This is a genomic window from Nereida ignava, from assembly GCF_047114695.1.
GTDB classification, from domain to species: domain Bacteria; phylum Pseudomonadota; class Alphaproteobacteria; order Rhodobacterales; family Rhodobacteraceae; genus Nereida; species Nereida ignava.
On the sequence record NZ_CP112885.1, the window covers coordinates 1288012 to 1301482 of the forward strand.

Sequence of the window (13471 nt, forward strand, 5' to 3'; positions counted from 1 at the left end):
CCCCTGACACTCGTCTAAGTCATGTCTCAAATAACCTAGAGAGTCACAATGTCATCTACCACCGCGAAATCGACATATCTGCAGGGCTTCCGCGACGGCCTGCCGTTTCTTTTGGTCATCGCACCATTTGGACTGTTGTTTGGGGTCGTGGGCACTGAAGCCGGATTAAACATTGCAGAAGTCATGGGCTTTGGCGTTTTGGTCATCGCGGGGGCCGCACAATTCACAGCAGTGCAGCTTATGGTCGAGGACGCACCTACGCTTATTGTGCTGGCAACATCGCTTGCTGTGAACCTGCGCATGGCCATGTATTCCGCTGCAATGGTGCCTCATCTGGGCAAAGCCCGCCTTTGGCAACGTGCGCTTGTGAGCTACTCGATGGTGGACCAAACATACGCACTTGCGGATCAAAAATTCCAAGACGAAACCGCTTGGACCCTCCCCCAAAAGCTACGCTATTTTGCAGGCACCGTCACACCCATTTGCTCAACGTGGTATGCGATGACCTACGTTGGGGCAAAACTGGGAAGCTCTATTCCGCCGGAATATGCGCTCGACTTTGCGATCCCAATTACGTTTCTCGCACTTATCGCACCGGCTTTGCGCACACTGCCACACGTTATTGCAGCGGCAACTTCTGTTGTGGTGGCCCTGTTGTGCATGAATGTGCCCTATAGCCTTGGAATTATCATCGCAGGCATCGCGGCTATGATCGCGGGCGCGCAGGCCGAGTTGGTGCTGAAAAAGGAGCGCACGTCATGATTTCGGATGATGTAAACGTTTGGCTAATTATCGGTGTTTTAGCGCTTGGGACCTTCATTAGCCGCTTTTCATTTTTGGGCCTGATCGGTGACCGTGAATTGCCAGAATGGATTTTGCGACACCTTCGCTACACAGCCGTTGCTGTTTTGCCCGCACTAATTGCACCGGTTGTGCTGTTTCCGCCCGCGACAAACGGTGAAGTGGACCCCGCACGCCTGTCAGCCGCGATTGTCACGTTGGCCGTTGGTGTTTGGACACGCAACGTCCTTTGGGCAATCATTTTGGGTGCAGCGACACTTTACGGGATGCTCTACCTCACAGGTGGTTTTGGCTAAAGTGCCAGCGCGTTAGTCCAGATCAACATCAATATACTGCGAAAGCGCCACGGCTTTATTGCCGTCATCCGTCTCATAATATTCTTGTTCCGCTACACCGGGCAGTGCGCCAAACCGCTCGCGCGCTTTGTTGGGAAAGTATGTCGTTCCGATGCTTTCAAAGCCGTCAAGCTGGCTCAAGATGCTCGTGATGCTGCGGGTGCACCCCGCCGCAGGGACAGCGCCGTTGTTGATCACCAACTGAAGGGCTTGCTCGGCCACACCTGCGGGCACTTCGATCGTTTGCTCAACCACACGGTGGGTAATGCGGGCATGGGCACCAATATAAAATCGCTTATAAAGTGGTGTAATACCGTAAAGAACATCACCACGCTCGGGGATTGATCTGGCCTCAAAACTTCCAGCGGGGTCGAACAAAACACGCTGCGATCCGTTGACCAGCAGGGCACTGTGGGCGCCGGAATTGGTCCCGTTACTTACAACAGTAATCAAAGAAAGGGCGGGAGGGCCGTCGTGACGATAAACGCTCTCGCGGATTTCACTATCTGTCGCGGTTGGCAGGTCCTGAGGGGGTGTCAGGCACCCCGCCAGCAGCATCGCCGCTGTGAAAAGTGCAGCAATGCTCCGCGTTTTCATCTGCTTAACCGCCGATAATGGCGAGCAAGATCAACGTCGCAATGATGATCACCACGCTCCACGTTGTGAATTTTACGAAGCCCGCAAAAGTTTTCTCTTGGACTTCGATGTCCATTTTACCGTGCTCGTGCTTGTCATCAGCCATGTCTAATTTCCCGTTTAGCTAAGTATTCTTGAGGCGCGCATAAAGCATATTTGCACGCATTTCTAGTGATTTCACTGCCCCTGCGACACTGCTCACACCGGCTTAGGCAACAGGCTTTTCAAGCTGTTCGGCAAGACGGAAGCCAATCCGGTTAGGCTCAGGCGCGTCGACCTCTTTGGGAATTGCGCGCAACATCACATTAAGCTGGGTGACGTGCTGTACCAACTGCGTCTTGGCGCCTGCTGCGTCCGTGCCGTAGAACGTAACAATATCAGGGTCAAAATATCCCATGCCTTCAATCCGCAGTACGCCTGCCTCGCCACCCGCGAAACCCATGGCTGCCTCATGCTCGGCGTCAAGCGTTTCTTCAAACTTCTTAAGGTACAAAACCACCCGTTCATAAGCCCATTGAGCGGGGCTTTTCTTACTGACCGCTTGGGTCATTGCGGATGGCAGTTCCTCATCTTGGGTGCCTGCCGCGCTTGCGGCGCGCATCTTTGGCAACACATCATCTTCCAATGCGTCCGCGCTTGTTTTGATCACGTTATCCATCGTTACTTCCTCCGCCAATTACACGCCCACACCGCACCATCATAACGGCAGCGCAGTGGTATCCTTGATGTCTTCCATAACAAAGCTTGCAGAGATATCGGAAACCGCAACCTGCGCGATAAACTTTTTGTAAAACCGATCATACGCCGCAACATCCGCGACACGCACGCGCAGGACATAATCAAGATCACCGGTCATTCGGTGCGCACCAACAATTTCAGGAAACAAGCTGACAGCACGGTTGAACAAACGCATCCATTCCGCATCGTGATTATTCGTCCGCACCATTACAAAAACCAAAAGCGGGCAGCCTGCCTGTTCTGGATCAAGCAACGTCACACGCTTGCGTATCAACCCCGTCGCCTCCATCGCCTTTATTCGCCGCCAGCACGCATTACGGGACAGGTTTGCATGTTCGGCCAACTGATCAAGACTAACGGTAGCGTCATCCTGCAAAGCAGATAGCAAAGCGTTATCAATAGAATCTAAATCAGCCATAAGTGGGATTTTATCCCAACTCTATCCGCTTTGACAGTATATTTTGGGACACAGCCTCACAACCGCGCAGCCATAGTAAAGGCACAACCACCCCAACGCCTGTCGGAGCCTAATATGACCCGTGTCCTCACTGCCCTTTTCTCTGATCATCCTGCCTCAGTGAACGAGACCTATTTTGAGCATATGCGCTTCGCAGCGACTTTTGCATTTTGGCTGATGGCGGCCGCTTTTTGCGCTGCAGTGCACGCAATCATTCCTGCCCTATTTGAAAAGACCGCTGGCAACATTATCCGCCGCCTAAATGACAAAATCACCAATCGCTAAGCGGTGTCTGTCACCCGCTGAAACAGCCACTGACCATCCTTAGACATCGTCCGCGTTGCCCGCCCGTGATGCCAAAGATGTAAGCAGTGCGAGAGGGCCTCAACAAGCGCCAACCCGTATTCGCTGCCTACAATCTGCCGTTTAAACAATGGCATAAAGCACTGCGCCGCAGTTTGCGGCTCTGACAAATGGGCCTCTAGGCGGCGCAGTGCGCCGTGGTGATTTTCAATCAACTGCCGCATCCGCACGGGCAAGCCTGTAAATGGCAACTTGTGACCCCCTAAAACAAAATGATCGTCACGCGCCAATGCGCCCAAACGCTCGCACGCCTCAAGCCAATCAGCAACAGGGTCAGCTTCCGGCTCGGTCGCGTAGACACCAATGTTTGAGCTGATTGAAGCAATGATCTGATCGCCAGAAATTACCAAATTGTCGTCACGGCTCCAGAATGTTGCATGCTCGGGGGAATGCCCGTTGCCGATGTGAATATCCCAACTGCGCCCGCCCATAATGATAGAGCCACCCTGTTGAATGCGCGTGTAGCCAAGGGGCATCGGCGCGACACAATCAGCATAGTTGAAGGGCCGCTCATTGCGGCGTTGTTCAAGAATATCAGACGCCATCCCAGCACGGTGCCAAAAATCAACAGTTTGCTCAGTCGGCCTGTCCTGTGCATCCAGTTGCAACATGCGCGAAAAAAGCCATGTTGTCCGGGTACAAATAAGTTCTGCACCAAATTCTGACTGAAACCAGCCCGTCAGACCCACATGATCGGGATGGTGATGGGTGACGATAACACGTTTAACCGGCTTGCCGGCCAAAGGGCCATCCATCAACGCGCGCCAAATACTCCGGCTCCGCTTAGACGCAAACCCCGTATCGATGATCGTCCAACCGTCGCCATCATCAAGGGCGTAAACATTCACATGATCAAGCGCCATGGGTAGCGGCAAACGCATCCACAGCACACCTTCAGCGACTTCGATTGCTTCACCCTCGGCGGGCGCTTGCGCGAATGGATAGGCCAGTTTTGTCATGGCACAGGTCTAGGCGAGCAGGTCCTCGGTGGAAAGCGCATAAAGATCATCGGCGCCCTCGCGCGCATGGGAAAGAAGGCCTGCGTGCTCTGGCAACAACCGCTTGATGTAGAACCTCGCAAGTCGTGCGCGGCCACTATCAGGTCCCGCAGCAAGAGCCGCCTTAAGGTGATAATGCCCCCCAAGAACCCGTGCAAACCCGCGCAAATAAGGCACGGCACCGGCAAAGCGGTGGTTGCTATCTGATTGTGAAACCATCCATTCGGTTGTCTCGCGCAAAGTCTCAGACGCCTCCCAAAGCGGGCAAGCAAGGCTTTCATGCGTACCGCGGCAGCCTTCCGCTTGGGTTTGCGCTTCCTCGATCAGCGCAAAAGCGGCATCTCCGCCGTCGGCCAGTTTTCTGGCCACAAGGTCCATCGCCTGAATGCCGTTTGTGCCCTCGTAAATCGCGGTGACGCGCGCATCGCGGCTGTATTGAGCGGCACCTGTTTCCTCAATGAAGCCCATTCCGCCGTGCACCTGAATGCCCTCAGCCGCCACGGCCATGCCAACGTCGGTCCCGAATGCTTTGGCGATTGGCGTCAGAAAAGCGGCCCGTGCATGCCAAAAGGCATCGCTGGTGGCCGTTCCCATATCAATCGCCGCAGCGCAGGACAGAGCGATCGCGCGCGCCGCAAATAGATCAGCTTTCATCGCAACCAACATCCGACGCACATCTGCATGATCAACGATAGCGCCAGTAGCGACAGCATCATTTGATACGTTCGTGCGTCCTTGCTTGCGATCCCGCGCATAGCTTAACGCGTGTTGAAGCGCCCCTTCTGCAACTCCTGTGCCTTGAATTGCCACACCGACGCGGGCGTTGTTCATCATGGTGAACATTGCCGCCATGCCCGCATGCTCCGCCCCGACAAGCCAACCAGTCGCACCATCATACTGCATCACCGCAGTGGGCGACGCGTGCAAACCCATTTTATGCTCAAGGCTAACCACATGCAGCGCGTTGGCTTGGCCTGCATCGCCATTATCATCGGGTAAATACTTCGGGACCATGAAAAGGCTAATGCCCTTGGTGCCAGCAGGTGCATTTGGCAAGCGCGCCAAAACAAGATGGCAAATATTTTCCGCCATGTCGTGATCACCGTAGCTGATGTAAATCTTTTGCCCCGTAATCTCGAACGTTCCATCCCCGCGCGGCACCGCTCTGGTGGTCAGCGCGCCAACATCACTGCCTGCTTGTGGCTCGGTCAGGTTCATCGTGCCGGACCATTCACCACTGATCAGCTTGGGCAAATATGTCTGCTTAATCTTGTCATCCGCGTGGGCTTCAAGCGCCTCAATCTGGCCTTGGGTCATCAACGGATTCAATTGAAGCGACAGGCACGCGCTCGCCATCATCTCGTTCACCGCTGAGGTCAGCGTTAGCGGCAGGCCCATCCCGCCGCCATCAGGGTGCGCCGAAATTCCCATCCAACCGCCATTCGCCAAGGCGCGATACGCCTCTTTGAAGCCATCGGGCATAACAACAACGCCGTCTTTCAACACCGCATGCTGAATATCGCCTACCCGCTGCAGCGGGGCCAAAACTTCTTCGCAGACTTTGCCAGCCTCAGACAAAAGCGCGCCGGTGATGTCGCTACTCACGTCCTCAAAACGGGCCGTTGCACAGATGTCTGAAAACCCAACAACGTGGTCGAACAAAAATTTATACTCAGCAAGAGGCGCGACGTATGGCATGAAAACTCCGGTAATTTACGCAGGCTTGGCAATCCAACCCCATAAGCGTAAGTCAGTTTGCACGGCCACAGCATCGCGCGGCCACCGACCTCAATCAATGGGAACGCGGCGTCATAGATGGAAACGAAACTGCTCAAGACCGCCCAAGACGCAGGCACACTTTTGGCCCAAGGCGGGTTGGTGGGGTTTGCAACCGAGACCGTCTATGGGCTTGGCGCCGATGCAACGAACGCAACTGCCGTCGCGCGCATTTATCAAGCAAAAGGACGGCCTAGCTTCAATCCGCTGATCATCCATGTGCCAAGTCTTGCCGATGCCGAACCCTACGTGGAAATGAACGATATCGCACGACGCCTTGCCGCCGCATTTTGGCCTGGCCCCTTAACACTTGTGCTGCCCCTGAAGCCCAATTCAGGCATTTGCGATCTGGTCACCGCAGGTCTCTCAACCGTGGCAATCCGCGTGCCTGATCACGAACAAGCCCGCGACGTTTTGCGCGCAGCAGGCACCCCGGTCGCAGCGCCCTCCGCAAATCCGTCAGGTCGCATCAGTGCCACAACAGCCCAGCACGTTATGCACGGCTTAGGCGGCAAAATTGATGCCGTGCTAGAAGGGGACCCTTGTAGCGTGGGCTTGGAATCCACAATCATTGCTGTGGCACCCACACCAACTGTTTTGCGGTTTGGCGGATTGGCCTTGCGTGACATCGAAGCAATCACTGGCCCACTTTCCCACGACACAACACCCGCCGCCATCGCCGCCCCCGGCCAGCTCAGCAGCCATTACGCGCCGCGCCACGCGCTGCGCATGGATGCCGCCAGAGCCGAGGCCGGCGAAGTGCTGTTGGGTTTCGGAGAAGTGCAATGTGATCTTAACCTATCGCCACGCGCAGACCTGCGAGAAGCGGCGGCCAATTTGTTCACCCATCTGCACAGTCTCGATCGCCTTGACCAGCCGATCGCCGTATCACCTATTCCAGATCACGGACTTGGCCGCGCTATCAACGACCGCTTGCGACGGGCCGCTGCACCGCGCGATTAAGGTGAACTAGGCCTGTCCGCCAACCACCGACAAAAGCCGCGGATCAATCCCCAACATATCAAGCGCGACCGATCTTTTGTCATCGCTTGGCGTATCGAAAACAAGCGCGCTATCTGCCTCAACCGTAAGCCATCCGTTCATCGATATCTCAGCTTCCAGTTGGCCAGGGCTCCACCCCGCGTAGCCCATCGCCATAACCATGCTGCGCGGCCCAACGCCTAAGGCAATATCCTCCAGAATATCCCGCGTTGCAGTCATTCCAACGCTATCTGATACCTGCAAGGTGCTGTCGTTGCCTGCATAATCACCACTGTGCAACACAAAGCCGCGCCCCTGTTCAACCGGCCCACCGTAATACATGGGTACGCTCTCAACAGGCTTAAGCGGCTCAATTTCAAGATGCTCTAGCAGCCCTTTGAATGTCACCTTCTTGGTCGGCTTATTCAGGATCAGCCCCATCGCCCCTTCAGACGTATGATCGCAAATATAGACCACGCTGCCGGCAAATCTTGGATCATCCATGCCGGGCATTGCGATCAATACGTGACCTACCAAGGTGGTTTGAGGAAAATTTGAGTCGCTCATGTCATTACCATGAGACACCAAAGAACCATCGGCAAGCGCGCATCACTGACATATCCTTGTCGTGAACGTGATTTCCAAAACGCGGCAAGCTGCGTATGTAGTGGATGCTATGACGAAGGCCCTAACAAAATACGCAGCCACATTCGTGGCTACCCTTTTTGGGTGCACAGCCGCGATGGCCTCAGATGCTGCAAGCGATGCGGCCTCTATTGACGTGCTCGGAGGGTGGCGTGAGGCTGACGGCACGCATATGGCGGCGCTGCGGATCACCCTGGCGGATGGATGGCACACATATTGGCGCAGTCCGGGCGACGCAGGTGTACCGCCTGCGTTTCATTGGGCCGGCACGCGCAACGTTGATACTGTGAAATTTCACTGGCCCGTCCCTGATGTGCATGTTCAAAACGGGATGCGCACTTTGGGCTACACTGATCAAGTGGTTATCCCGATTACTGTAAGTCCGAAAAACGATGGCAGCATGCGGATCAAGGGCAAGGCAGAAATCGGTGTGTGCAAAGACATCTGTATCCCCACAACACTGCGGTTTGATGGGCGGCTACCAGAGGTTGGCGCGCTTGATGGGCAGATCGCCGCCGCACTTGTTGAGCAACCCCTAAGCGCGCGTGAGGCGGGCGCCAAACGGCCCGTCTGTACCATCACGCCCGCAGACGACGGCGTTGTTTTGACGGCATCTGTTACATTGCCCAAACAAGGCCCCGGCGAAATAAGTGTGCTTGAGGTGGCCAACCCAAATGTGTGGGTATCGGAGGCCGAAACTATTCGGACTGGCAGCACAATTTCGGCGACTGCAACGCTGCTTGAGGCGAACGGCAAACCCTTCAGCATAGACCGAAGCGGCGTCATTATGACTGTTTTAGCCGGTGGTCAGGCTGTGGAAATCAAAGGCTGCACGGGCGGTTAAGCGCCGCTGATCTTTTTGCTTGGGCGCATAGTGAACATGATCGCCGTTGCCACAAATACCAGCACACCAGCACCCAAAACGATTCCCGCAAACCAACCGAGCGCGGCCAATGCGCTTGCCGCACTACCCCACGCTAAATTTCCAGTCGCCATGACCGAACCAAGTGTTGCCGCAAAGCCCAACGCAACCATCAGACCAAGCGTCAAAACTGGTAGCACAACACCGCGCGCACGCGCCCCAAAACGCCCCCGCGCACTGACGGCGCGTCTTGCTGCTTCTGACAAACGGCGCACGTCCATTTGCATCGCGATTAATGACGGCACGATCAACAGAACAAGTGCCATCCCAACGCCTAGACCGTAGACGAGTGTGATCACGGTTGGCTTCAAGAACTGTGCTTGGCTTGAAGTTTCGTAAAGCAGCGGCATCAGGCCCAACACGGTTGTCAACGTGGTCAACAATACGGGCCGTAAGCGGTCGCACACCCCGTCAATGATGGCGGGTCCAAGGCCGCGATCTTTGGCATAGTCATCGATGGTTGTGACAAGAACGATTGAATCGTTGATCACAATCCCGATCATCCCGATCAACCCAACAACTGTGAACATCGACAACGGAACCCCCCACTGCCAATGGCCATAGATTGTTCCGATCAAGCCAAACGGAATGATGGCCATAACAACAACGGGCCGCGTCCAGCTGCCAAAGACCCACGCCAGAGCCAAAAAGATGCCAAGCAGTGACAGCATCAACCCTAGGCGCGCATCGTTCAAAAACGTGTCTTCGTCCTCAGAGGCACCGGAAAACTCGTAAGACACGCGCAGGTCCGCTTCAATTTTGGGAAGGATTACTTCGCGAATAGTATCAAGAATTTCATTGGCGCGGGCAGCATCATCTTGGTTCAGCTCACCGGTAACCGACACCAATGCCACACCGTTTTCACGGTTTACGGTGCGGAAACCTGTGCGTCGTTCGACCTCAACGATATCAGCAAGCGGTACGTATTGCCCCTTAGCCGAGCGAACCAACATCTGGCTCAGAAAGTCTTGGGTCAAAGCTGCTTCGGGCAACTCCACACGGATCGTCGCACTGCGCGCACCAACCGGATAGGTAGCCGCCTCAATGCCGTTTAGACGAGCGCGCAGATCACGGCCAAGCCCGTCGATGGTAAAGCCCAAAGCCTGCCCTTTTGCCGTCAACTCAAGGATCAGCTCTTCTTTGTCGTAGGGCAGATCATCTTCCACAGCGCTTACTTCAGGGAACTGAACAAGCTGTTCTTTGAGGGCGTCGCTTGCGTCTTTCAGTGTCTGCGCATCAGCGCCATAAAACTGAACGTCAATCGCATCGCCACCACCCGGGCCGCTGCCCCAACTGCGAAAACTAATCGCCTCAAGCTGTGGGTGGCGCGCAACGCGGTCCTGCAAATCAGACACAAAATCGCGGCTTGAATAGCCAACCCGCAGATCGGCATCGATAAGCTCAATACTCACGCCACCTAATTGATCTTTCTCTTTTGTCTCAGAACCCGAAATGGCCCGCCCGGCATTTCCGCCAATTTCGCCCAAAACGTAATCAACAGGGTTTGCCCCGATACGGGCTTCAACTTCGGCACCCAACTCATCAATCGCCTGTTGCATCAACCGCATTTGCGCCAGCGTATCGGCCCGCACAGCGCTATCCACCATCGCGAAATTACCCGTGACCGATCCACGTTCAGGCGCGTTGAAGAAACGCCACTGCACATCGCCCTTGATGAACAATACAGAGGACAACGCCAGCATCACAAGTGCGCCTGCAAAAACTGGGTAACGTGCTTTGATCACACCCGCAATGAACGGGCGGAACAGGGTCTCGCGTAACCAATCAAACCCACGGTTCACAGTCCGGCTTGGCAAATCGTACCAACGCAATTTGTCCCCATGCGCCAACGCGCTCGCCATGTGGTGCGGCAAAATCAAGAAGCACTCAACCAAAGAAGCGATCAAAACAGCAATCACTGTAAAGGGAATATCGCTGATCAAATCACCAAATCGGCCGCCAATCGCCACAAGGCCAAAGAATGCGATGACAGTCGTCACAGTGGCGCTGAACACAGGAGACGCCATCCGGCGCGCTGCATTTTCGGCCGCAACGATCGGGGTTTCACCAAGTCGTCGCGCTCTGAAATCAGCGTGCTCACCCACAACGATCGCATCATCAACGACGATCCCAAGCGTAATGATAAGCGCGAAAAGGCTGATCATATTAATCGTCAAACCAGCCGCATACATGATGGCAATCGCCGAAAGCATGGCCACTGGAATGCCGGCAGCAACCCAAAACGCAGTACGGGCGTTCAGGAACAAAAATAGCAACAACACCACAAGGCCCAAGCCCGTCAGGCCATTTTCAATCAGGATATTAAGGCGGCCACTGATGGCCTCGGCGCGGGTGCGGATCAACTCAACGCTAACCCCCGCAGGTAGATTGAGCGACATCTCATCGGCCACGCTTTGGACCTGTTCTTGGATGTTAATCGCATCCCCTTGATCCGAGCGATCCACACGAATGGAAAGCGCAGGTGCATCGCTCACGAAGTAGGCACGCTCGCGGTCAATGCCCTCAACACGAACCTGCGCTACATCACCGATCGTTAGTGCAGTGCCCCCCACGTCGGAACGCAAAACAATCGCCGCAATCGCGCGCGCATCACGTTTAGCGACACCCGTTCGCACACGCGCCGTAGCGCCCACATCACCTGCAGGGTCAGCCGTGACCTCAGCATCAATGGCTTGGGCGATGTCGGCCATGGTCACGTCGAAACGGATCAAATCCGTTTGGTTCACCTCAACAACCGTGTTGGGAGCCGCAACACCGCGAATGGTGGCGCGCGTCACCCCTTTAGCAAAAAGGCGGTTCACGAATTCATCAGCCAACAGCCCAAGCTGCTCAACACCAATTGGTCCAGTGATTACAACATCCGTAACGCGGTCGCGCCACGTACCGCGCCGCACACGCGGATCATCAGCGTCTTCGGGCAACGTGCTAATCGCATCAACAACACCCTGCACATCATCCGCTGCACGCGACATGTCCCAGCCGGGCTCAAAATCCAATGTGACGGACGCACTACCTTCGCGAGAGATCGCGCGTGAACTTTGCACCCCCTCAACGCCCAACAACGCAGGCTCAACCACCTGCACGATTGCCGCATCGACGTCTTCGGCGCCGGCACCTTGCCAGCCGACCGAAACCGTAACGTTGTCGACAACAACATCAGGGAAAAACTGCGCACGCATTTTGGGCAGCGATGCCGCCCCCAACACAAGCATAACGACCAACAACAAATTAGCCGCTGTTTTATGCCGCGTAAAATAAGACAGGATCCCGCCTGTGGATGCACCAATATCGCGCATCAGCTGCCCATCCGTGCTTCAATACGCTCAACCACGCGGGCAGGAACCACGTCCTGATTGAGTTGGGCCAAAACTCTGTCTTTTGCGGCCTTGGGCATGCGTGTATTGGCATTGATAAATGCAATAAGCTTGGCGCGCCGTTCCGGCGTCAGCGCAACAGTTTGCGGCTCTTCCACAACCGCATCGGCGCGCAGCGGGCGGACTTTGATACCCGCACCCAGAACCGGAGAGCGCGCAGTAACGACCTCGCGGCCTTCCATATTACGTGCGCGGACCAATACGAAATCGCCCTGACGGCGAAGCACCTGAGCCTGCACTACTTCCAAGCGCTCATCCTCACCCAGCACAAGCAACTCACCATTGGCATTCACCGCCGCAGCGGGCAGGCTGACAACCCAGTTCAACGCGGGCTCTGCGATACTAACGCTGACGAAATCACCCGGGCGCATCCCCCTTGGGTCATTGAGGCGGGCAAATACCAATCGGCCCGTTTGCCCCTCACCAACGCTTGCACCTTCGCGGGCAATCACGCCGCTGCTTTTCATATCAGTGCCCAAAACATCAAGCGTGACGGTGACCGGCGCTTGTGTCAAAGCGCCAGCATCATCCAAAAGCCGTGCATATTGGGTCGTGGACAGCCGAAAGGCCACCTCCAGTTGTGCAGGATCAACAAGCTGCGCAAGCGCTGCCCCCTGTGCGGCACGCGTACCTTCCACCACAGCCACGTCCGCCAAGGTGCCATCAAATTTTGCGCGGATCTGCGTGTCTGCCAGACGACGCTCTGCCTCCATGCGCGAAATATCCAGTCGCTCAATTTGCGCATCGGCACGGTCCACACGTGCCTGCGCCTGCTGCACTGCTTGTCTGCGGGTCAAAATAGCTTGATCAGCCGCAGCTACAGCTAATTCAGCGGCCTCAACAGCAGCATCTGTGCCGACACCACGATCCTTTAGGTCCTGCTGCCGTACCAGCGCGCGGCTGCGCAAATCGCGCTGTGCAGTCAGGCCAGCCAGATCATCTTTTGCCAAGACCAAAGCCGCTGTTGCCTCGCGTTGTTCGGCAAGCGCATCAGACACGTCCGCTTTAACACGCGCCAACGCAGTTTGCGCTTCAAACGGGTCGATGCGTACCAACAACTCACCCTCAGAAACACGACCGCCTTCCGTAAAGTTAGGTGAAACTTCAATAACGGGACCTGCGACGGCGGCGCGCAAATCAAGGGTGCGGCGGCTTTCGATCTGACCAAACACAGTCATTTCTGGCACAACTGTAGTCGGCTCAAAGGGAACAACATTTACTGTAAATGTCCGCTCGCGTGCTGGTCTGGCAAACGGTGTTTGTGCCGCTTTTTCGCGCACAGCGCTCACCACCGAGTAGCCAGCAAAGCTTATCAAGCCCGCCGTCAACGCCAACATCACCACGCCCATGAGGCTACGCATCAAGAATCGCATCGCATTATCCTAATTGTCTACGAGTTGACTTAGGCCCTTTTGGCGCTTTAC

The 13471-nt window shown here is 55.6% G+C and carries 14 protein-coding genes; 5 read left to right on the forward strand and 9 right to left on the reverse strand.

From position 1 onward, the window contains the following. Nucleotides 1-48: 48 nt before the first annotated feature. Nucleotides 49-762, forward strand: a complete 714-nt coding sequence (locus OLX08_RS06375; protein ID WP_391480446.1) for an AzlC family ABC transporter permease — start codon at nucleotides 49-51, stop codon at nucleotides 760-762. Further along, nucleotides 759-1097: an AzlD domain-containing protein gene (locus OLX08_RS06380; RefSeq protein WP_341246099.1), complete on the forward strand. Its 339-nt coding sequence runs from the start codon at nucleotides 759-761 to the stop codon at nucleotides 1095-1097. The genes OLX08_RS06375 and OLX08_RS06380 overlap by 4 nt, the downstream gene beginning before the upstream one ends. Nucleotides 1098-1109: 12 nt before the next feature. Here the strand turns inward: OLX08_RS06380 and OLX08_RS06385 are convergent, their stop codons facing one another. From OLX08_RS06385 to OLX08_RS06400, 4 genes are all read right to left on the reverse strand, one after another. Next, on the reverse strand, nucleotides 1110-1733 hold the full coding sequence (locus OLX08_RS06385; RefSeq protein ID WP_391480448.1) for a hypothetical protein: 624 nt from the start codon (nucleotides 1731-1733) through the stop codon (nucleotides 1110-1112). 4 nt (nucleotides 1734-1737) lie between these two features. After that, complete coding sequence (locus OLX08_RS06390) at nucleotides 1738-1878, reverse strand: aa3-type cytochrome c oxidase subunit IV (RefSeq protein ID WP_048598839.1); 141 nt, start codon at nucleotides 1876-1878, stop codon at nucleotides 1738-1740. A 102-nt stretch (nucleotides 1879-1980) separates the two neighbouring features. After that, the gene (locus tag OLX08_RS06395) at nucleotides 1981-2430 is read right to left on the reverse strand and encodes a DUF6173 family protein (protein WP_341246101.1); all 450 of its coding nucleotides are present in this window, start codon (nucleotides 2428-2430) and stop codon (nucleotides 1981-1983) included. Nucleotides 2431-2469: 39 nt separating this feature from the next. After that, nucleotides 2470-2928, reverse strand: a complete 459-nt coding sequence (locus OLX08_RS06400; protein ID WP_391480449.1) for an Lrp/AsnC family transcriptional regulator — start codon at nucleotides 2926-2928, stop codon at nucleotides 2470-2472. Nucleotides 2929-3042: 114 nt separating this feature from the next. Between OLX08_RS06400 and OLX08_RS06405 the strand changes: the two genes are divergently transcribed. Continuing rightward, nucleotides 3043-3252, forward strand: a complete 210-nt coding sequence (locus OLX08_RS06405) for a DUF6356 family protein (RefSeq protein WP_048598836.1) — start codon at nucleotides 3043-3045, stop codon at nucleotides 3250-3252. Here the strand turns inward: OLX08_RS06405 and OLX08_RS06410 are convergent. Then, complete coding sequence (locus OLX08_RS06410; protein WP_391480451.1) at nucleotides 3249-4289, reverse strand: MBL fold metallo-hydrolase; 1041 nt, start codon at nucleotides 4287-4289, stop codon at nucleotides 3249-3251. The two genes, OLX08_RS06405 and OLX08_RS06410, sit on opposite strands and share 4 nt — an antisense overlap. A gap of 9 nt (nucleotides 4290-4298) precedes the next feature. Then, nucleotides 4299-6026, reverse strand: a complete 1728-nt coding sequence (locus OLX08_RS06415; protein WP_391480452.1) for an acyl-CoA dehydrogenase — start codon at nucleotides 6024-6026, stop codon at nucleotides 4299-4301. 117 nt (nucleotides 6027-6143) lie between these two features. Here OLX08_RS06415 and OLX08_RS06420 point away from each other — a divergent pair, with 117 nt between their 5' ends. Further along, on the forward strand, nucleotides 6144-7067 hold the full coding sequence (locus OLX08_RS06420; protein ID WP_391480453.1) for an L-threonylcarbamoyladenylate synthase: 924 nt from the start codon (nucleotides 6144-6146) through the stop codon (nucleotides 7065-7067). A 6-nt stretch (nucleotides 7068-7073) separates the two neighbouring features. On the opposite strand, the gene OLX08_RS06425 is transcribed toward OLX08_RS06420, so the two are convergent. Continuing rightward, on the reverse strand, nucleotides 7074-7652 hold the full coding sequence (locus OLX08_RS06425; RefSeq protein ID WP_391480455.1) for a YqgE/AlgH family protein: 579 nt from the start codon (nucleotides 7650-7652) through the stop codon (nucleotides 7074-7076). A 109-nt stretch (nucleotides 7653-7761) separates the two neighbouring features. Between OLX08_RS06425 and OLX08_RS06430 the strand changes: the two genes are divergently transcribed. Beyond that, nucleotides 7762-8574 carry a protein-disulfide reductase DsbD domain-containing protein gene (locus OLX08_RS06430; RefSeq protein WP_412535628.1) on the forward strand — a complete coding sequence of 271 codons (813 nt, stop codon included), beginning with the start codon at nucleotides 7762-7764 and terminating at the stop codon, nucleotides 8572-8574. On the opposite strand, the gene OLX08_RS06435 is transcribed toward OLX08_RS06430, so the two are convergent. Together OLX08_RS06435 and OLX08_RS06440 are read right to left on the reverse strand one after the other, a co-directional pair. Continuing rightward, on the reverse strand, nucleotides 8571-11969 hold the full coding sequence (locus OLX08_RS06435) for an efflux RND transporter permease subunit (RefSeq protein WP_391480458.1): 3399 nt from the start codon (nucleotides 11967-11969) through the stop codon (nucleotides 8571-8573). The genes OLX08_RS06430 and OLX08_RS06435 overlap by 4 nt on opposite strands. Continuing rightward, a complete protein-coding gene (locus tag OLX08_RS06440) occupies nucleotides 11969-13420 on the reverse strand; it encodes an efflux RND transporter periplasmic adaptor subunit (RefSeq protein WP_391480460.1) in 1452 nt (483 codons plus the stop codon). Before OLX08_RS06440 ends, OLX08_RS06435 begins: the two co-directional genes overlap by 1 nt. Nucleotides 13421-13471 lie beyond the last annotated feature (51 nt).